Origin of the sequence: Variovorax boronicumulans, from assembly GCF_009811375.1 — a bacterium.
Lineage (GTDB): Bacteria > Pseudomonadota > Gammaproteobacteria > Burkholderiales > Burkholderiaceae_C > Variovorax > Variovorax boronicumulans.
In genome coordinates this window covers 312,213-331,178 of the sequence record NZ_BKDH01000004.1, presented here as the reverse complement: position 1 = coordinate 331,178, position 18,966 = coordinate 312,213, and the positions used below count along the sequence as shown (strand labels likewise).

The following is an 18,966-nucleotide window of genomic DNA, read 5'->3' as shown; positions in this document are numbered from 1 at the left end:
CGAGGACGATTGACCGTACGCAAGCGGAGACGCGAAGCTGGACGCCCGGTGAGCCTCATCGGGCGTTTCCAATTTCAGGAACTGGCGCAGCCCCTGCCTTTAGATCCGCGCGGACAGCTCAACCAGCGGCGAGCTTTGGCCAGATCCGTTGAGCCACGCAATACACTTGCCGCAGCTCACTCGATCTGTCGGCTTGCATGAGCCACCCGCCCATGTTTCGAACTCGGCGCATTCGGCGCGTACATCGAGATCTTGCCCGCGCTCTTCTAACTCAACGCCCCTCATCCTCGAGCACATGAGCCTGCAGCGCCACACTGCCTACAACCTGATCGGCCAAGCTCTGCCGCTGATGGTGTCGCTGCTCACAATACCGGTCTACTTGCGCTTGATCGGGGAGGCCCGTTTTGGAGTGCTGGCTCTGATCTGGCTCTTCTTCGGATATATGGGTCTGTTCGACTTGGGAATTGGCCAGGCAACAGCCCGGCAGCTCGCACAAATGATCGGGAAACCGAAGAGCGAACATGCGAAGGTGCTTTGGACGGCGCTGTCGCTCAGCCTCGGACTCGGAGTGGCGGGCGCCTTGGCCACCCAACCTCTAGGCGCCTGGTTCTTTACACAGCACACTTCCATCGAGCCCGGCTTGCGCGTCGAACTCCTCGCAGCCTTGCCGTGGGCCGCAGCACTGGTGCCGGCGACAACCCTTGCAGGCGTGTTAAGCGGTGCATTTCAGGCACGCAATGCATTTGGAGAGCTCAACCTGATCGGCGCATCGGTCAATGTGCTGGCGTTGCTAACCCCATTGGCTGTAGCAACGATGATCGGCGCTCAGCTACCTGGGCTTGTTGCCGCGGTGGCAGCAGTTCGTTTGCTCGTGCTGATACCGATGCTGTGGCGCTGCGGCACCCACTATCTCGCTGGTTCTTCAGTATCGGTTGATGGGCTGTATGCCTTGCAGTTGCTGCGGTTTGGCGGATGGACGACCGTCAGCGCAATTGTGGGGCCGCTCATGATCGTTGCTGACCGCTTTGCAATCGGTGCCCTATTGGGCGCCAAGTCAATCAGCCACTACGTCATCCCCTTCCAAATGACGGAACGTACTACGTTGCTGTCCTCGGCGCTGAACCAGGCTCTGTTTCCTCGTTTTGCCCGTTCGACCTCAGACGCCGAACGACATCAACTGGCCATGTTTGGCCTGCGTACGCTCAGTGTATGGCTGTCGCCGCTCATGGCGGCAGGATTGTTGTTGTCGGCGCCATTCCTCGCGTGGTGGATCTCACCGGAACTCGCCGCCCACTCTGCCGGCGTGATGCAAATCCTGTGCTTTGCCTTCTGGATCAACAGTCTCGCTATCGTGCCCTTCACCAAGCTGCTCGCAAGCGGGCGTCCCGATCTCGTAGCAAAGATCCATATGGTCGAGTTGCTGCCATACCTCGCAGCGCTGTACATCGCGCTTCAAGCATGGGGCCTTGTGGGCGCCGCAGCGGTATTTACCGCCAGGGTTGCGATAGATTTTCTTCTTCTCTCCTATTTGGCGGGTACGCTGCTTTCGACGCTCCGGCTTCTTGCAATCCCTACAGTCCTTATGGCTGCGATTCTGGCGCTTGCCATGAGGACAAATCTCTTCTCAATGTCTCCATGGCCATTCGGGCTCGTGCTCTTGTTCGTTCTGTTGGGATGGTCTCTGATCCAAAGGCTCACGGCCAATCGCCGAATGAAGCATCACGATGCGCGTCGACGGTCGATTTGAAATCGACAGCTTCAGGAACAGGCGCGTTGCGAATCGAGCGCCCCTTGCATCTCAATACCATTGACTCATGAGTACTAGCCCTCGCGATCTCATCGGCCTTTCTATCGACGGCAAGGTGCTGGAGGTAGGCCCCGGTAGCCGCCCCTTCGTTGTTGCGCCTACCGCAAAAGTCAAATATGCAGATCGCCCAGTCGAAGGAGGGCGGGACAAGAACTTTCCCGAATTGATCGGGCAGCCGCCAGGCATTCAAGCTCACTACAACGTCGATCTCGATACTGAAGGACTGCCGCAACTTGAATCCGGCTCTTTTGATGGACTGGTCGCCTCGCATGTCATCGAGCATGTCGCCAACCCGCTTGAGGTCATTGCAGAGTTCTACAGAGTGCTCCGCGTTGGGGGAAAGTTACTTTTGGTCGTGCCGGACCGAAGTCGAACTTTCGATGCAATGCGTAAACCCACACCTTTTTCGGTGCCACTCGCAAAGTATCGCGCGGGTGTGACTGAAGTCGACGAAGCGAGCATTCGTGAATTTTGTGAGGCGATCTACAACCAACCACCAATGCATCCGCGTGAAGTCCGCGAATGGTACAACCCCAGCCTGTTGAACGCGGCGCGATTCGTATTGCATCGGAGGCGCACCATTCACGTCCATGCATGGAGTCCGGAGGAATTTGCGTCATTGCTGGTTGCCGGAATGTCAGAGGGGGCGTGGCTCTGGCGATTGAATTCGATGTATTTCGCTGAGCATCTCCCCAGATCTCAAGCCATCGAGTTCGCCCTTCTTCTGGAAAAGATTCCGGACCAAGGTACGAGGCAGGAGCCTCGAAGATTCGTCGAGGACTGGTGTGAGAAGGCGATGGACGACACGACGACTCGACCGCTGCGGCTGTTGCGCTTTCAAGATGCAATGACCAGAGATGGCATTGATCGACAGATTGCCACACTCCCCTCGATGAGGATGACGGCGCGATGCAAGACAGAAGGCCGGACGAATTGCGAAGAGCAACTTGCCTCGCTAAGGACCGAACTCGATACCGAGCGCGCCCGCGAAAAACAGGCGCGAGAGCGCGGCACCACATTGTTCAAGTCCGTTTCGTGGCAAGTCACTAGCTTCCTAGGCAAGGTGATGAGCCTTGTTCGGGGCTAAAGGGCATATGGGGGCCAGCGAACGGAGGTTCCTATGAACGTCGTCGTATTGATGTCCACGTGGCAAGGTGAGCGCCTCGTGGAAGAGCAACTTCGCTCCATCCTCGATCAATTGCCGGCTGGCGGGCGCGTGATCGTGCGCGACGATGGATCGACCGATGAAACCGTTGCACGCATTCAAGCGCTCGGGGATCCGCGCATTGTGGTGACCCACGGACCCAACGTCGGTTTTGTTCGAAGCTTCTTCAAGCTACTCGACACCGCGCCCGACGACGCAGATCTGATCATGCTGAGCGACCAGGACGACGTATGGCTGCCGAACAAGATCGAGCGAGCTGCCGCACACCTAGCACCGCTGCAAGCCAAACCCGCGTTGTATTGCTCACGCCTTCGGCTGGTCAACGAACAGCTGCTCCCCCTCGGTCTATCGCCAATGTGGGAGCGGCCACCGTCGTTTCGCAATGCGCTGACGGAAAATATCGTGACCGGTTGCACCTGTGCCATCAATCGCGCGGCCCTGCCTTTGGCGCGTCAATATGGCGACCCGGATCGCATCTATTTTCACGACTGGTGGCTGTACCTGGTCATCGCGGCGTTCGGCCAGGTCGTCGTTGATCGCGAGCCCACCATCCTTTATCGGCAGCATGGAGCCAATGCGATTGGAATGGGCTCCGGCATGGAACGCTACCTCGCGATCCTGCGCTTTCTCCGCAAGAAGAACTGGGTCCACATCATGTACGAGCAGATCGAGAATTTTCGCGCTGTACACGCGGCAGAACTGAATGCGGTGGACCGACAGTTGCTGGACACTTACTTCGACAGCGGCAGACCAACAACCGCCATGCGACTGCTGATAACCCCAGCGCGCTTTCGCCAATCACTTGTCGGCGATGTGCTGCTGCGTCTGCTTCTGCTGGGAAGCTGGATTACCGGCCGAGGCCTGATCAGCCGCCCCCGATGAGGAACTGTGGGCCGGCCAACACGCGTCTACAACGGCCGCGTTCTCCGTCCAAAGCGGCGCAGCATGAAATCACCCAGTCCAGAGAGCATCGCGTGCAACTTTGCGCGACGTTCAGTCTCCAGCAACAGGGTAATTGCACTACCACTTGTCAGATCCCAGAACGCTCCCAACGCCCAACGCAGGTCGGCTCCAGCGAAGCGCCGGCACATTTCAAGCTGGTTGCGGGTGATGTAGTAGCGACGTAGCGGAGAGTGCCCAGTCAGCACGAGCGGGAATCCAAATATCACACGGGTTGTGGAATTCCCCATTGAATGGGCAAGTATCACCACTCGGTTTTCCATCACCATCAGTCCCTGGCTGCGGCAACGCAGACAAAACTCCAGATCAACTGTATCTATGAAAAGCCGTGTATCAAAAAATCCCACTTGGGGGAAAACCGATACGCGCACCAAGCTGCCCGATGTGATGGTCGTGCGCACCGACCGCCATTGCTCTGTTTCCTTCAAGATTTCGCCGGCGCGATGGTAATCACGCCCTGTCCCACGGTCGCGATGGCTCATGGCCAGGATCGCGACACGGTCTAGCTGCGGCAATGTCGCAGAAGCAGCCAGCAATTGCGCAATAGCTTCCGGAGCTACCTGGCTGTCCTGATCAAAGGTCGCAAGCCATTCGGCTCCAAATTGAATGGCGGCACGGGCGCCCTGATTGAGGGCTTCGGCAATGCCAAGGTTCTCGAGGTTGAGGACCACTGAGCACCCAGCTTGCAACGCCATCGAATGCACAGCATCGGCGTTGTTTGAACCGTTGTCCACAACCAAGAGCCCGTGCACTTGCTCGCGCAAGGCCTGCAACCGGTCGGCCAGCTTGTCGTCCGGGTTGTAGGTAACGACCACAGCGAACACTGTGCCGCTCATGGACTCGGACGTCGATTGCGATGGGATTGACACGCCGAGATCCATTCAGGCAGACACTGTCGCCGTCAGCGTAATGCACTCTCCCTGTGCCGCATCGCTGTGCCCCAGGAATTCCGCCATATCTTCGCGGATCGCCTGGGAACGGATATTGCCCATTTGCGCCGGATCTGCCAGTCGGCTCAAGGAAGCCATAGCCCGCCAGCCGGATTGCGAAGAAGCAACACGAATATCGATGAACCCGGCGTCCTGAAGCAGCCTTTCCAACGCCTTTGGTGCAAACACTTGGAGATGGTGTGGCGGATGAAGTCCCGCCCAACCCGCACCAAAATACGCATGGCCACGTGCATTGATGTTGGGGGTTTCGATCCAGAAATGCCCCCCTGGTTTGAGCAATTGACGCGCAGCTCGCAAGAGCGCGGATGGCTCGTGCACATGCTCGATGACATGACTGATGGTGACCGCATCAAACTTGCTACCGCTGTTGACCAATTCATCCAGAGGCCCTTCGTGAACATCGAACCCTTTCGCGCGCGCGACTGCCGCCGCTTGTATGTCGAATTCGGTGCCACAACCCTGCCAGCCCGCGACGCGTGCCCACGCCAGGAAACGGCCGTTTCCGCAGCCAATATCCAGCACCGTGCCGGGCTTGATCGAAACAGGAAGATGCCGCATGGCCGCATCGAAACGCGGCCTCAAGAATGGGCGAAGCCACATCGCACCTGCAAAGACATCACTCGGCTTGAACGGCTTGCTGCTGAAGCGCACGCGAATGTATGCGCGCAGGATGGCCTGTTTGAGAGACCCGCGCCAATCCGTTCCTGGCTGTTCCGGGTCATCGTCCAACTGGCTTTCGTGCGTTCCATAGTCTTGATACGCTAGATGGATCGTTTGACGATTGGGCCTGGGATCCAAATAGGCTGTGCCGCACTGCTCGCAGCCGTACAGATCCCAACGTCCCGGTGCGTTGAACAAATGATCTGCCAAGCCCTGATGCACGCAATGACGGCGCTCACCTGCGCAGATCGGGCAGGCGCGCAGATGCTCCAGACCTTCGGATGGCCAATCACGACTCTGGTTGTTCTCTTTACTCATGCTGAGAGGTGGGCAAGACTTGCCTGTTCCGATGAAGTGCTCAATGGAGCAAGGATATGCAGGAGCGCAGACTGCCGGTTGGCCGGCCTGCAACACCGTTCATGTCCCTGGGAGCTCGGGCTCGATGCCATGCGCAGGCCTGGCTCCTCGCCGCAGGTCAAAAGCGCTTCGAAGCGCTGCAAAAAAAATCGCAGCCAACAACGATTGCGTTCCCATCAACAACAGCGCAACGCCGGGAATGATCTGCCGCATGGCGGTCTCGGGATCCAGCGCTCCGAAGCCGGTACGCCCCCATTGCCACGTGAGGCTCGCACACATTGCCAATCCAGCCAGCGTCGCAAGCGCTCCCCCGATCGACAGCCATCCTCCGCCGGCCGCGCGCAGCGCCCATCGTTCCCGCGGGTGCGGCGTATTCAGACGCGCGCAATGCCGAGCAAGTACAGCGCCCATGGCGAACAGCATGGTCTGATAGCCCACCACCATGCCTGCGGCCGCGAACAGTTGGGTATGGATGCCGACCGGCCAGCGGCCCAGGTTGACCGGGTGGCAGTGCGCAAGCAGCAGTTGCGTGAGACTCAACAAGGTCAGCACCACGCCCGGATACAGAAACAGCCAGCGTGGCGTGAACAGCAGCAGAAATCGGAAATGCCGCCAGCCGTCGCGCCAGGTCCGCAAATGCGGGGGCCGATCTCGGCCATCCGGAGAAAGAACGGTCGGCACTTCGGCGACACGCAGCCCGCTCAAGGATGCCTTGACGATCATCTCGCTGGCGAACTCCATGCCTTCACAACATAGCTCCAGTTGTCGAATGGCTTCGCGCTCAAAGCCGCGCAAGCCGCAGTGGAAGTCGCCAATCTTGGACTTGAAGAAAAGCCGTCCCATGAAACTGAGCACTGGGTTGCCCAGGTAGCGATGCAATGGAGGCATTGCGCTGGGCAAGATGCCTCCGCGAAAGCGGTTCCCCATCACGAGCTGACTTCCTTGGCGCAATTCGGCGACAAAGGGGGCAAGGGTTCTGAAGTCGTAGCTGTCGTCGGCGTCGCCCATGATGACGTAGCGGCCCACAGCAGCGTCGATGCCCGCGATCAGTGCTGCGCCGTAGCCGCGAACTGGCACGTCGATGACGCGTGCTCCGCACGATGCGGCCAGTTCCTGCGATCCATCGGTCGAGCCGTTGTCGGCCACCAGTACCTCTCCGCTGATCCCCGCATGTGCAAGGAATGCCTTAGCCTTTGCGATGCAGGTCGAAAGCGTCTGTGCCTCATTGAGGCACGGCATGAGGACTGTCAACTCAATCGGCGAAGCCTTGCCCGATGCAGGAAGATGCACCGTGCCCACGAGGGGAGTCTTTGCCAGATTGAGAACTGCACTACTCATAGTTGAATTCCGGGCTTCTCATGTAGTTAGCATCCATGAGAAAGACTTGCACAAACGAATGCTGACCTATGTTGCGCTTTGAATTTGGCCATTGGATCTCGTTGCTAGTTTTGCTCAAACTCGACATATGCTCTGCCACCTTTGCGCCAGCAGTTGATTTTCTGTGGTGCCTTGAGCCAGTCGTCAGTTCGTCCGATCGCGATCCGGTCGCCGCCGCCACGAAGGAGATCCTCGAACCAGATCAATCCACCGTCGGTCACCCAAAGCGCCAAGTCGCTGCCGTAAGTGCGACGCCAGATATTGCCGCTGCGAGTGCTGCTGCCCCGTCGATGTTGGCCAAACAGCTCGACGCATGCATCTTCTACGTCATCGAGTACTTGTTCTGCAACTCGCTTGCTGCCGAGCTCCAAAGGGCTCAAGCGGCCACCGGGCACCACTCGACACGCATAGAGCTGAATTTCGTTGCGAAGTCCGGCACGGAGGTCAGCACGCTCGATCGCTTCAGAATTGCCCTTGTACTTGATGTACTCGCAGTCTTTGGGATCAATCTCCAATCCAAAGCGCCTAAGTGGATAGTCGATGTTGGCTGGAACAAGCCGGCTCGGTTTGCCGTCTGATTCGAACTCTCTTACAAGCTTGACCATGCGAAGCCGCGACAGATTGGCGTCTATCAGCGCGCGCGCACGACTTCCGACGAATCCGTCAGGCCCAATCCCGCTGGCCACTCCCAGGAATGCTGAGCCTGGCGCTAGCCAGGACAGCAGGAAGGATTGAGATTGCGAATCCAAGGGAAGGTAGAGCTGCGGCTCTAGTTGCAAATGCGGCGGTACGTTCACTTGCAGCCACTGCCCACCCCAAGGTTGGGGACCCCAACGAAGGTCTCTCGTTTGCCACAGGAAAACGATCTGCATGCCAAGCATGACTGCCAAGACATAGATCAGTATCCGTTGCGGCGCGGGTGCCAGAAGTCGATGCAGGCCCACAACAAGTAGGACGCCCGCGATGCAAGCCATGGGCGAGAAGTAGCGGCTGTTCCCGCTGATGCTCAGCCAGAGCACCCAACTCGCCGCAAGCGAAATGACCAAGCATGCGTACGCACGATTTGACTGGCTACTGATTGCCGTAGCTGCACTCTTCCACCGGCGGCGCGCGCCCCAGGCCACGACACCAAGCATCGCCAACATCACCAAAGCGGCGTAGCGCAGATCGGGTGATGAGGGTTCGGTATGTATGAGGCGCCGCGCACTAAGCATGTCGAACGGCCGCGCGAACGCTTCGGTCAATGACGACGGCAGGAAGCGTGGATCCCTCATTCCGGCGACCAACTGCCCAAGCAATTGCCAAGGCGAACTCTCGGGTTGACTCTTGGGCGTGGCAGCATCCGATGCGCGAAATAGACCGTCAAGCATCGGGAAAAAGGGATTGCCAAAAGCGCGCTCCAATCGCATGGACCAGGGCATAGTCACGGCAATCACAGCGATACCAGCGCAGACAGCGAATGTCAGTAGCGCTCGCACACGTCGGCGTGGCGTCGAAACGCATCCCACAACCATGGGGATTGCAGGCAGGAGCGCAAAGGTCGCGTTCGAGAGTTTGAGCGCAGAAGCGGCGCCAAGCAGGGCGCCTCCCAATGCGACCAGGTGGAGTCGACCTCCAACGAATGCGCTAGCCAGAGCAACGTAGCCGCCCAGCGCAAGCGCGCCAGTGGTGACGTCGTTGAACGAAGATCCCAGCGCCTGCAAGAAAACGGGGTTGAGCAACGCGAAGGCCACCGCAGCCCAAACAACGATGCCCGAACTGTTGCCACCTTGACGCCGGCATACAACGCGTGCCAATTCCCAGGTCATCCATAGCATCACGCTTTGCATCAGGGCAAAGGAGACACCTATCGCTACCGCCGGCCACCTCGCATCCACCATCAGGTACAACGGCACATGAGAGTAGGGGTTCAGATAAGTCTGCGTGCCAGCCGGGAACAGGTCAACCGTCAAGCGTTCGTTGAAGACGCTGTAGCCTGCATACACGTGGTAGTGCAAAGCATCCCAAGGCACATCCTTGCCAGCAAGCAGAGTCCAGGTGATAGCCAGAATGCTGCAGATCGCATATGCCAGCAAACGCCCTTCCCCAACTCCACGGCGGCCTGCTTCAGCGAAAAGGGCGGATCGGCCAAGTGCGCGTGAACTCTCAGTCATGAGTTTTGCTGATGAGACCTATCTGCTTGCAATACAAGATAAAAAGCCGCCCGAAGGCGGCTCGTCATGCGATGGCGAAAATTACACGCCAGGGCATTCCTTCGGGGCCAGCTTGTTTGCCACGTTGGTGGCACAGGTCCAAGATCCGGTCGTGCCGCCGGTGCCGGCGGTGTCCGCAGTGCGGGTCCAGGTGACGGTCTTGCCATTGACTTGGGCATTACCAATCAGCGTGCAGGTAATCGTGCCACCAGAGTTGGCCGGGGCCGTGGCACCAGTGAACGTGGCGATCGCGATAGCGCAGCGCTTGGTGGTCGCAGAGAGACCAATGTCTGCCACCGTTGCGGGCGGCGTGCCCGAAGCGATGCGATCTTCAATGTTCACCTTGCCAGGTGTGATTTCGGCCAAGCCACCAGCGACTTGCGACTTCGCGACGTAGTCCTGATACGCCGGCAGCGCCACAGCAGCCAAGATACCAATGATCGCCACAACGATCATCAATTCGATCAGGGTGAAACCCTTTTGCACATTGCGTGCGATAGAACGACGGTTCATTCATTAACTCCAGGTTGGTTTGTAGAGCCCGGGAACCAGCCCGGAGCGAGGAACCTTCCGCAGCATCCGTGCCACCCGGTTTCCCCACCCTGCAGCCCTCGATCGGGCCGCCTTTGGTCACAAGATGGTTACATGATGTGACACAACTCGCACTCAGATGCCAATTGTGTCGACAAATTTGTCATGCCCGACCAGGCCCTGTCAGAAGGTCAGCACCCCATCCGCCTTGAGCCAGCGGATGTCCCGCTGCGCCAACCCGGCCACCTCCCGACCCGCCAGCATCTCGATCTGGCTCATGATTTCCTCGGTCTCTGCCGGCTTGGTGTGGGTGATGTAGATCGGGTATTGCTTGCCCGGATCGATGTGCGCCAGCTCGTGCGCCAGCGCCACCGGCGACAGATGCAGGCTGCGTTCGGCCAATGCCTCTTCGCGGGAGCTGAAGGCGGTCTCGATGACCAGCATCGCCACGTCGATCGCGTTGATGCGCTCCCAGAACGGCGGGTTGCGTTCGGTGTCGCCGCTGAAGACCCAGTGGGCGCCGCCTTCCGCCCGGCGGATGGCGAAGCCGCAGGCCGGCACGGTGTGGACGGCCGGCAGCACCTCGATCAGCTTGGGGGCGTCGCTGCCCAACTCGAGGCGCTGCCCGACCGTGATCTCGTGAAAGCTCACGAACGGCGATTCGGGGCTGGGAATGCGTTCGAAATTCGGCCAGATGACGTTGTTGAACACATGCGCCCGCAGCGCGTCGATGGTGGCCGCCAGAGCATGCACGCGCAGGGGCCGGGGGCGGCGGCTGCCGACGGCGTCGAGCATCAGGGGCAGGGCGGCGATGTGGTCGAGGTGCGAGTGGGTGAGCACCACGTCGTCGATGGCGGCCATCTCGTCGAGGGTGAGGTCGCCGACGCCCGTGCCGGCGTCCACGAGCAGGTCCGCATCGACCAGGAACGAGGTGGTGCGGCAGTCCTTGGCGATGGCGCCCGAGCAACCCAGCACGCGAACCTGCATTGTGGAAGACCCCTTGTATGCGTCTGTCGTCATTTGGTGTCGAACCGGGTGGCGCCGTCCCAGTCCGGGTCTTGCGGGCGAAGCGCCATCGAGGCTAAACGCTGGGCGTAGAGCTGGTAAAGGACTTTTTTCGCATCCGCGGCGAGCAGGGGAGCCAGCAAGTTCCGGCCCAGCGCCCAATCCTGGCGGCGGTAGGCGGCGAGCACCTGGCTCCAGCGGTCGAGTTGCTGCCGTGTGTCCTGCGACTCGGCCGCAGCTTCCGGCACGAGCGGGGTGTAGATGGCAACGGCCTGGGCCTTGCCCTTGACGCGCACGCTGTCGAGTTCCTGCCAGACGAAGCCGGGCGCCGCCTCGCGGGTGGCGCCGCTGGCCACGATCTCGACCCCGTAGTGTCCGCTCAGGCCTTCCAGCCGCGACGCGAGATTGACCGCGTCGCCGACCACGGTATAGCTGCGGCGCGCGGTCGAGCCCATGTCGCCGACGCTCATGAGGCCGCTGTTCAGGCCGATGCCGGCGCTGATTTCGGGGCGGCCGTTGGCACGGTGCTGGCGGTTGATGTCGTGCACGGCGGCCGCCATGTCGATCGCCGCCTGCACCGCGAGCGCGGCATGGCCGGGGGTGTCGATGGGTGCGCCCCAGAAGGCCATGACGCAGTCGCCCATGTATTTGTCGACGGTGCCGCGGTGCGCGCTGATCACCTCGGTGAGCCGGCTGAAGACGGTGTTCAGGAAGGCCTGCAGCTCGGCCGGCGCCATCTGCTCGGACAGCCGGGTGAAGTCGCGCATGTCGCAGAACATCACGGTCATTTCCTTGCTCTCGGCGCGCATGCTGTAGCGGCCGGGGCGCACGAGCATTTCGTCGACCAACTCCGGCGGCACGTAGGTGCCGAAGAGCCGCACCAGCCCGCGCCGCGCGCGCGATTCGACGAAGTAGCCCCAGCTCATGTTGAGCGCGAAGGCCAGCGCCACCATGACGAGCGCCGACGCGAGCGGGAGCACGAGGCTGTGGCCGACGTAGAGCCAGGTGTTGAGGCCGACCAGCGCGGCGACCACGCCGGCGCCGAGCAGCACGGCGCGCGATGCGGACAGCAGCGAGAGCCCGAACGCGAGCAGCAGCCCCGCCGTCAGCACGGTCAGCACTTCGTAGCCCGGCGCGTAGTCGGGCACGGCCAGCAGGCGCCGGTCGAGCAGGCCCGAGACGATGTTGGCGTGCACTTCGACGCCCGGGAACGCCGCGCCGACCGGGGTGGCGCGCAGGTCCTGCAGGCCGGGCGCGGTGGCGCCGAGCAGCACGATCTTGTCCTTCAACTCGCCCGGCGCCAGTCGGCCCTCGAGGACGTCGGCAGCGGCCACGTAGCGGAACGACCCTGCGCGCGGCCCGCCGGGGCCGCGGAACGGCACCTGCAGGCTGGCACTCTGGTCGACCGGGATGCGCAGCGACCCCAGCACCAGCGCCTGCAGGCGCGGAAAGTTGCCGTCGCCGGCCACGAGCGCCGGCCGCACGGGCGGCGAGCCGTTCGCCAGCCGGTACACCGCCAGCGCCAGCGACTCGTAGTGCCCGGGCGACGCATGCTCGCCTTCGTAGCGGGCAATGAGCGGCACGCTGCGAATCACGCCGTCGTCGCTGCCGTCACCAACCAGGGTGTTCAGGAACCCCGCGACCGGCGCCGCGCGCCCCAGCACCGGCAGGCTGGCGCCGAAGCCGTTCCAGAGCGTGACGAAGGAAGCATGGGGCGGAAAGGCGTCGGGCGGCAGCACGGGCGTCGCCGGCAGCAGCCCCTTGGCGCTGGGCTGTTCGGTGCGGGTGAAGTAGTAGCCCAGCGCCACGGGCTGGCCGCGCAGGGCCTGGGCCAGTGTGGCGTCGTGGTCGAGGGTCGGCGCGAGCTGGTCGATTTCGGCAGCGAGGCCCGGCACGCCGCTCAATGGCCCGGCTGCGATCTCCTTCAGGCGCCCGAGGCCGGAGCTGCGATCGGGCTCGAGAAACATCACGTCGAAGCCGAGCACGGCCACGTGCTGGCGGGCCAGCAGTTCCGTCGTGAGGCTGGCGATCTTGTCGCGCGGCCAGGGCCACTGGCCTTCGCGCGCCAGGCTGGCGTCGTCGACATCGACGATCACGACCCGCGTGTCGGGCGTGCCCGGCATGGTGGCGCGCAGGCGGGCGTCGTAGATCAGATGGTCCAGGTGCTCGATCACGCCCAGCCGCCAGGCGCCGGTGGCGTGGAGCAGCGCCAGCACCACCGGTAGCAGCGTGATGGCGATGCGCGGCCAGTGCCGCCGCAATGCGCTCATGGCTGGTCAGCCTTGGACAACAAATGCCTGTCGGCGAGAAAACGGGGAACGGAGCAGGGCGTCCGGGCCGGCTCAGATCCGGAGGAACTGCATGCGCGAGGCGCCGCCGAGTTCGAGCACGTCGCCTTCCTGCAGCGCGACGGCTTCGGCGCCCAGCGGGGCGCCGTTGAGCGTGACGCTGCCGACGACGGTGGCCGCCACGTAGCCCTGGCGGCGGCGGGTGACGACGGCCACGGCGACGCCGGGCTTGCCGATGGTGGTGACCACCTTCTGCAGCGGGACGTCCTGGCCTTCGTTGGCGCCCGAGAGCACGCGCAGCACGGGCACGCCCAGCTCGACCAGCGCGCCCGATTCGGTGGGCGCCGACGAGAGCGGCATCGGCGCCGAATACTCGGAGAGCGAGGCCCGCACGGAGCCAGGGCCGGCCATGAGGTTGCTGTGCGAGCGGAAATGGATGCGGCAGCCGCCGACCTCGATGACGTCGTTGTCCTGGAGCGCCTGCTTCTGGACGGCCAGCGCATTGACGTAGGTGCCGTTGGTGCTGTTGAGATCTTCAATTTCGACTTCGCCGCCGCTCATGTGCAGCACGGCATGCTCGCCGCTGACGGCGAGATTGTCGATCACGATGTCGTTGTAGGCGCGCCGGCCCAACGTCGTGCGATTCTTGGCGAGCGCCACTTGGCCGATGACGACGCCATCGACCGAAATGATCATCTTCGGCATGGCCGATTACTCCCCGTTTGCAAAGATCCAGCACCGTCAGGCGGCGCAAACGGTCCGCCGCCTGGGTTGGCTGCTACATGGCCCCGCGGGTCGCTTCGCTGACGCCCGCCTTGGCCAGAACAACTGAAATGTTATCCCGTCCGCCATTGTCGTTTGAAATTGCAACCAAAAGTGAAGCCATCTCCTTCAGCCCCAGATCACGGCTCAAAAGCGTGAAAAGCTGCGCATCCGGCACCATCTCGCTGAGCCCGTCGGAGCACAGCATGTACAGGTCGCCCGGCCTGGCGCTGTGCTCGTGCATCTCCAGCAACACCTGGGCTTCCACGCCCACGGCCCGCGTCACGAGGTTGCGGGTGGGGGAGTTCAGGGCCTCTTCGGGCGTGATGGCACCCGCGTCGAGCTGCTGCTGGCGCAGCGAATGGTCGCGCGTGAGCTGCTCCAGCTTGTTGTTGCGCAGGCGGTAGCAGCGCGAATCGCCGATGTGGCCGACGACCACGCGCTGGGGGCGGAACGCCGCCAGCACCAGAGTCGTGCCCATGCCCCGCAGTTCTTCGTGGGTGATGCCCGCCTGGAGGATGGCGCCGTTGGCCTCATCGGTGGCCGCCTGCAGCGCACGCCGGACCACGCGGGCGGGCGCCTGCATGCCGGCCTGGGCGAACCAGCGCCCGAAGCTCGCGTGCATCAGCGAAATGGCCATGACACTGGCCACCTCGCCGCCCTTGTAACCGCCCATGCCGTCGGCCAGCAGCGCCAGGCCGAGCGCCGGGTCGACGTGCACCGCGTCTTCGTTGTGAGCGCGCAGGCGCCCGACATCGGTCAGCGCCGCAAACTCCCAGCTCAGCGCCGGTCGACTGGAGAAAAGGGAAACGCCAACACCTGCCATCGTTTGTCAGCGCTCGCTTTTTGAAGGGATCAGTGCGCAGCAGCGCGTGCGCGCCGTTGCAGGAAGCGGCCCAGGGCCACGACGAGCACCGCGCCGGCGATCGCGCCCACGTAGTGCATCCAGGGGTTGGCCGCCAGCGCCTCGTGCAGCGACACGTCGCTCACGATGGTCTCGCCGCCGACCCAGCCGATCAGCGCGGCACCCAGCATGACGATGATCGGGAAGCGTTCCATGAGCTTGATCATGAGCGTGCTGCCGAAAATCACCAAGGGGATGCTGATGGCCAGGCCCAACACCAGCAGCACCATGCTGCCTTGCGCGGCGGCCGCCACGGCGATCACGTTGTCCAGGCTCATCACCAGGTCGGCCAGCAGGATGGTCCGCACGGCCGCGAACATGCTGCCGTATTCCTTGGACTCGCCGTCGCCTTCGTCTTCCTCGCTGAGCAGCTGCAGGCCGATCCACAGCAGCAGGGCGCCGCCGATGATCTGCAGGTAGGGCAGCGCCAACAGCTTGGCCGCCACCACCGTCAGCACGATGCGCAGCACCACGGCCGCGCCCGAGCCGAACAGTACGGCTTTTTTCTGTTGCGCGGGCGGCAGCGATCGCGCCGCCATGGCGATCACGACGGCGTTGTCGCCCGAGAGGATGATGTTGATCCAGACGATCTTGATCAGACCGATCCAGAAGTCCGTGCTTTGAAGAAGTTCCATGTCTCTGATTCCACTGTGTTGTAGTTAAAAAAGCGCCCGCAACTCAATGCGGGCGCTTTTTCATTTCTGCGTGGTAATGCGAGCGGCGGGAATGCCGCCAGCGGTACGTGTGCTTTTTACAGCTTGCCCTTGAGCAGCTTGGCCAGCTCCGAGAAGTTGCGCGTCACGGTGAAGCCGCACTCTTCCATGATGGCGAGCTTGGCTTCGGCCGTGTCGGCGCCGCCCGAGATCAGCGCGCCGGCGTGGCCCATGCGCTTGCCGGGAGGGGCGGTGACACCGGCGATGAAGCCGACGACCGGCTTCTTCATGTTGTCCTTGCACCAGCGGGCTGCGTCAGCCTCGTCGGGGCCGCCGATTTCGCCGATCATGATGACGGCGTCGGTGTCCGGATCGTCATTGAAGGCCTTCATCACGTCGATGTGCTTCAGGCCGTTGATCGGGTCGCCGCCGATGCCGACTGCCGACGATTGGCCCAGGCCGATTTCCGTCAGTTGAGCCACGGCTTCGTACGTCAGCGTGCCCGAGCGCGAGACCACGCCGATGCGGCCCTTGCGGTGGATGTGGCCGGGCATGATGCCGATCTTGATTTCGTCGGGCGTGATCAGGCCGGGGCAGTTCGGGCCCAGCAGCAGGGTCTTCTTGCCGCCGGCCGCTTCCTTGGCCTTCATCTTGTTGCGCACTTCGAGCATGTCCCGAACCGGGATGCCTTCGGTGATGCAGATCGCCATGTCCAGGTCGGCTTCGACAGCTTCCCAGATGGCGGCCGCGGCGCCTGCCGGCGGCACGTAGATCACCGACACGGTGGCGCCGGTCTGCGTGGCGGCTTCCTTCACCGAACCGAAGATCGGGATGTTGAAGATCGACTCGCCGGCCTTCTTCGGGTTCACGCCGGCCACGAAGGCGTTCTTGCCGTTCGCGTATTCCTGGCACTTCTCGGTGTGGAACTGACCGGTCTTGCCGGTGATGCCTTGCGTGATGACTTTGGTGTCTTTGTTGATGTAGATCGACATGACTTGTTCCTTAGGCCTTCTTGACTGCTGCCACGACCTTCTGGGCCGCGTCCGCCATGGTGTCGGCGCTGATGATCGGCAGGCCCGACTCGGCCAGCAGCTTCTTGCCTTCGACTTCGTTGGTGCCCTTCATGCGCACGACCAGCGGCACTTGCAGGTTCACGGCCTTGCAGGCTGCGATCACGCCGGTGGCGATGGTGTCGCACTTCATGATGCCGCCGAAGATGTTCACGAGGATGGCTTCCACGTTCTTGTTCTTCAGCATGATCTTGAAGGCTTCCGTGACCTTCTCGGGGGTGGCACCGCCGCCCACGTCCAGGAAGTTGGCCGGCTCGCCGCCGAACAGCTTGATGGTGTCCATGGTGGCCATGGCCAGGCCGGCGCCGTTCACCAGGCAGCCGATGTTGCCGTCCAGCGAGATGTAGGCGAGGTCGAACTTCGAGGCTTCGACTTCGGCCGCGTCTTCTTCGTCCAGGTCGCGCAGGGCCACGATTTCGGGGTGGCGGAACAGCGCGTTGCTGTCGAAGTTGAACTTGGCGTCCAGCGCCATGACGTTGCCCTTGCTGTCACGGTTGAGCGGGTTGATCTCGACCAGCGAGGCGTCCGTCTCCATGTAGCAGGTGTAGAGCTTCTTCAGGATGTCGACCGTCTGGGCGGTCGAATCGGCCGGCATGCCGATGCCGTCGGCGATTTCCTTGGCTTGCGCGTCGGTCAGGCCGTCCTTGGGGTCGGCGTAGACCGTGATGATCTTCTCGGGGGTGGAATGGGCCACTTCCTCGATGTCCATGCCGCCTTCGCTCGAAGCGATGAACGCCACCTTCTGGGTGGCGCGGTCGGTCACGGCCGAAATGTAGTATTCCTTGTTGATGTCGGCGCCGTCTTCGATGTAGAGGCGACGCACCTTCTGGCCTTCAGGGCCGGTCTGGTGGGTCTTGAGCTGCATGCCGAGGATCTCGCCAGCCAGCTTCTTGACGTCTTCGATCGACTTGGCGACCTTGACGCCGCCGCCCTTGCCGCGGCCACCCGCGTGGATCTGGGCCTTGACGACCCAGACCGGGCCTCCAAGCTTCTGGGCGGCCTCGACCGCCTCCTGAACCGTATAGGCCGGGATGCCGCGCGGCACCGGCACGCCGAACTTGGCAAGGATTTCCTTGCCTTGGTACTCGTGAATCTTCATGAGGGATGTCTCTCGGAAGGAGGAGGTTGAGAACGGGAGATCGGGAGTGAGACTGTTGTTTCTGCTCTGTTGTTCGCGGGCGACGGCAGCCTGACGGCTGGGGGCGGCGAACAACCGCGGACTGTATCATGGTGCGCCGCACCAATACTTGATGCGCGGTTGCGGTCAATACGTACTTTCTTCTAGCCACCCTACGCATACTCCGATATGGCCAAGGTTTTCATCGACGGCGAAGCCGGCACCACCGGCCTGCAAATTCGCGAGCGGCTGCAAACGATGCCGCAGATCGAGCTCGTGAGCATCGCGCCCGAGCTGCGCAAGGACGTGGCCGCCAAGCGCGAGCTGATGGCCGGCGTCGACCTCGTGGTGCTGTGCCTGCACGACGACGCGGCGCGCGAGTCGGTCGCGCTGATCGACCAGCTCCCGGGCCAAAAGCCCAAGATCATCGACGCCTCGACCGCCCACCGCATCGCGCCGGGCTGGGTCTTCGGCTTCCCCGAACTCGTCGAAGGCCACTGGCAGGCCGTGGCCCAGGCCGACCGCGTCGGCAACCCCGGCTGCTACGCCACCGGCGCCATCGCCATGGTGCGTCCGCTGGTCGACGCGGGCCTGCTGCCGGCCGATTTCCCGGTGTCGCTGCCTTCGGTGAGCGGCTATTCGGGCGGCGGCCGGACCATGATCGAGGACTACGAGGCCGGCAAGGCGCCGCTGTTCGAGACCTACGCGCTGGGCCTGAAGCACAAGCACATCCCCGAAATCATGACCTACACCGGCCTCACGCGCCGCCCGGTCTTCATTCCGTCGGTGGGCAATTTCAAGCAGGGCATGCTGGTGCAGTTGCCGCTGCACCTGGACCTGCTGCCCGGCAAGCCCAGGGCCGGCGACCTGCAGGACGCCCTGGCCGCCCACTATGCCAAGAGCAACACGCCCGAGCAGTTCGTGAAGGTGCTGCCGCCGACCGAGAACGGCAAGCTCGACGCGCTGGCGCTCAACGACACCAACCAGCTCGAGATCCGCGTGTTCCCGAACGAGGACCACCGCCATGCCGTGGTGATCGCGCGCCTGGACAACCTGGGCAAGGGCGCCAGCGGCGCCGCGGTGCAGAACCTCAAGCTGATGCTGGCGCTCTGAGCCCCCGCTTCAAGCGCTGACAAGAAGGAAAGGCCGGCCCGCAAGGACCGGCCTT

Annotated in this window: 16 protein-coding genes; 4 read left to right on the top strand and 12 right to left on the bottom strand. The window is 62.5% G+C overall.

Annotated elements, in window-relative coordinates:
- Positions 1-295: 295 nt before the first annotated feature.
- The 3 genes from VHAB30_RS26585 to VHAB30_RS26575 all read left to right on the top strand — a co-directional run bounded on the left by VHAB30_RS26585 (position 296) and on the right by VHAB30_RS26575 (position 3,854).
- On the top strand, positions 296-1,747 hold the full coding sequence (locus VHAB30_RS26585; RefSeq protein ID WP_159279162.1) for a flippase: 1,452 nt from the start codon (positions 296-298) through the stop codon (positions 1,745-1,747).
- 67 nt (positions 1,748-1,814) lie between these two features.
- Positions 1,815-2,894, top strand: coding sequence for a methyltransferase domain-containing protein (locus VHAB30_RS26580; RefSeq protein WP_159279161.1), 1,080 nt, complete (start codon positions 1,815-1,817; stop codon positions 2,892-2,894).
- 33 nt (positions 2,895-2,927) lie between these two features.
- Positions 2,928-3,854, top strand: coding sequence for a glycosyltransferase family 2 protein (locus VHAB30_RS26575; RefSeq protein ID WP_159279160.1), 927 nt, complete (start codon positions 2,928-2,930; stop codon positions 3,852-3,854).
- Between the two features lie 26 nt (positions 3,855-3,880).
- Here VHAB30_RS26575 and VHAB30_RS26570 read toward each other — a convergent pair whose 3' ends face one another.
- From VHAB30_RS26570 to sucC, 12 genes are all read right to left on the bottom strand, one after another.
- Complete coding sequence (locus VHAB30_RS26570; protein ID WP_159279159.1) at positions 3,881-4,768, bottom strand: glycosyltransferase family 2 protein; 888 nt, start codon at positions 4,766-4,768, stop codon at positions 3,881-3,883.
- A 45-nt stretch (positions 4,769-4,813) separates the two neighbouring features.
- Positions 4,814-5,860, bottom strand: coding sequence for a class I SAM-dependent methyltransferase (locus VHAB30_RS26565; protein ID WP_159279158.1), 1,047 nt, complete (start codon positions 5,858-5,860; stop codon positions 4,814-4,816).
- Positions 5,861-5,959: 99 nt separating this feature from the next.
- Positions 5,960-7,198 carry a glycosyltransferase family 2 protein gene (locus tag VHAB30_RS26560; protein ID WP_235926925.1) on the bottom strand — a complete coding sequence of 413 codons (1,239 nt, stop codon included), beginning with the start codon at positions 7,196-7,198 and terminating at the stop codon, positions 5,960-5,962.
- A 143-nt stretch (positions 7,199-7,341) separates the two neighbouring features.
- A complete protein-coding gene (locus VHAB30_RS26555) occupies positions 7,342-9,429 on the bottom strand; it encodes a glycosyltransferase 87 family protein (RefSeq protein WP_159279156.1) in 2,088 nt (695 codons plus the stop codon).
- Positions 9,430-9,510: 81 nt separating this feature from the next.
- Positions 9,511-9,981, bottom strand: coding sequence for a pilin (locus VHAB30_RS31240; protein WP_159279155.1), 471 nt, complete (start codon positions 9,979-9,981; stop codon positions 9,511-9,513).
- 201 nt (positions 9,982-10,182) lie between these two features.
- On the bottom strand, positions 10,183-10,986 hold the full coding sequence (locus tag VHAB30_RS26545; RefSeq protein ID WP_159279261.1) for a 3',5'-cyclic-nucleotide phosphodiesterase: 804 nt from the start codon (positions 10,984-10,986) through the stop codon (positions 10,183-10,185).
- A gap of 29 nt (positions 10,987-11,015) precedes the next feature.
- Positions 11,016-13,274 carry a CHASE2 domain-containing protein gene (locus tag VHAB30_RS26540; protein WP_159279154.1) on the bottom strand — a complete coding sequence of 753 codons (2,259 nt, stop codon included), beginning with the start codon at positions 13,272-13,274 and terminating at the stop codon, positions 11,016-11,018.
- A gap of 72 nt (positions 13,275-13,346) precedes the next feature.
- Positions 13,347-13,997, bottom strand: coding sequence for an FHA domain-containing protein (locus VHAB30_RS26535; RefSeq protein ID WP_159279153.1), 651 nt, complete (start codon positions 13,995-13,997; stop codon positions 13,347-13,349).
- 73 nt (positions 13,998-14,070) lie between these two features.
- Positions 14,071-14,880: a Stp1/IreP family PP2C-type Ser/Thr phosphatase gene (locus VHAB30_RS26530; RefSeq protein ID WP_159279152.1), complete on the bottom strand. Its 810-nt coding sequence runs from the start codon at positions 14,878-14,880 to the stop codon at positions 14,071-14,073.
- 29 nt (positions 14,881-14,909) lie between these two features.
- The gene (locus VHAB30_RS26525; protein ID WP_062475329.1) at positions 14,910-15,593 is read right to left on the bottom strand and encodes a TerC family protein; all 684 of its coding nucleotides are present in this window, start codon (positions 15,591-15,593) and stop codon (positions 14,910-14,912) included.
- Between the two features lie 116 nt (positions 15,594-15,709).
- The gene (gene sucD / locus VHAB30_RS26520) at positions 15,710-16,603 is read right to left on the bottom strand and encodes a succinate--CoA ligase subunit alpha (protein WP_056575184.1); all 894 of its coding nucleotides are present in this window, start codon (positions 16,601-16,603) and stop codon (positions 15,710-15,712) included.
- A 10-nt stretch (positions 16,604-16,613) separates the two neighbouring features.
- A complete protein-coding gene (gene sucC / locus VHAB30_RS26515) occupies positions 16,614-17,780 on the bottom strand; it encodes an ADP-forming succinate--CoA ligase subunit beta (RefSeq protein WP_056575181.1) in 1,167 nt (388 codons plus the stop codon).
- Positions 17,781-17,987: 207 nt separating this feature from the next.
- On the opposite strand from sucC, the gene argC reads away from it, so the two are divergent.
- A complete protein-coding gene (gene argC, locus VHAB30_RS26510; protein WP_159279151.1) occupies positions 17,988-18,911 on the top strand; it encodes an N-acetyl-gamma-glutamyl-phosphate reductase in 924 nt (307 codons plus the stop codon).
- The last annotated feature ends 55 nt before the right edge of the window (positions 18,912-18,966 follow it).

Coding starts and splice junctions, on each gene's coding strand:
- VHAB30_RS26585 (WP_159279162.1), top strand. CDS start 296: ATGAGCCTGCAGCGCCACACTGCCTACAACCTGATCGGCCAAGCTCTG.
- VHAB30_RS26540 (WP_159279154.1), bottom strand. CDS start 13,274: ATGAGCGCATTGCGGCGGCACTGGCCGCGCATCGCCATCACGCTGCTA.
- VHAB30_RS26565 (WP_159279158.1), bottom strand. CDS start 5,860: ATGAGTAAAGAGAACAACCAGAGTCGTGATTGGCCATCCGAAGGTCTG.
- sucD (WP_056575184.1), bottom strand. CDS start 16,603: ATGTCGATCTACATCAACAAAGACACCAAAGTCATCACGCAAGGCATC.
- VHAB30_RS31240 (WP_159279155.1), bottom strand. CDS start 9,981: ATGAACCGTCGTTCTATCGCACGCAATGTGCAAAAGGGTTTCACCCTG.
- VHAB30_RS26545 (WP_159279261.1), bottom strand. CDS start 10,986: ATGCAGGTTCGCGTGCTGGGTTGCTCGGGCGCCATCGCCAAGGACTGC.
- VHAB30_RS26535 (WP_159279153.1), bottom strand. CDS start 13,997: ATGCCGAAGATGATCATTTCGGTCGATGGCGTCGTCATCGGCCAAGTG.
- VHAB30_RS26570 (WP_159279159.1), bottom strand. CDS start 4,768: ATGAGCGGCACAGTGTTCGCTGTGGTCGTTACCTACAACCCGGACGAC.
- VHAB30_RS26530 (WP_159279152.1), bottom strand. CDS start 14,880: ATGGCAGGTGTTGGCGTTTCCCTTTTCTCCAGTCGACCGGCGCTGAGC.
- VHAB30_RS26525 (WP_062475329.1), bottom strand. CDS start 15,593: ATGGAACTTCTTCAAAGCACGGACTTCTGGATCGGTCTGATCAAGATC.
- VHAB30_RS26580 (WP_159279161.1), top strand. CDS start 1,815: ATGAGTACTAGCCCTCGCGATCTCATCGGCCTTTCTATCGACGGCAAG.
- VHAB30_RS26555 (WP_159279156.1), bottom strand. CDS start 9,429: ATGACTGAGAGTTCACGCGCACTTGGCCGATCCGCCCTTTTCGCTGAA.
- argC (WP_159279151.1), top strand. CDS start 17,988: ATGGCCAAGGTTTTCATCGACGGCGAAGCCGGCACCACCGGCCTGCAA.
- sucC (WP_056575181.1), bottom strand. CDS start 17,780: ATGAAGATTCACGAGTACCAAGGCAAGGAAATCCTTGCCAAGTTCGGC.
- VHAB30_RS26575 (WP_159279160.1), top strand. CDS start 2,928: ATGAACGTCGTCGTATTGATGTCCACGTGGCAAGGTGAGCGCCTCGTG.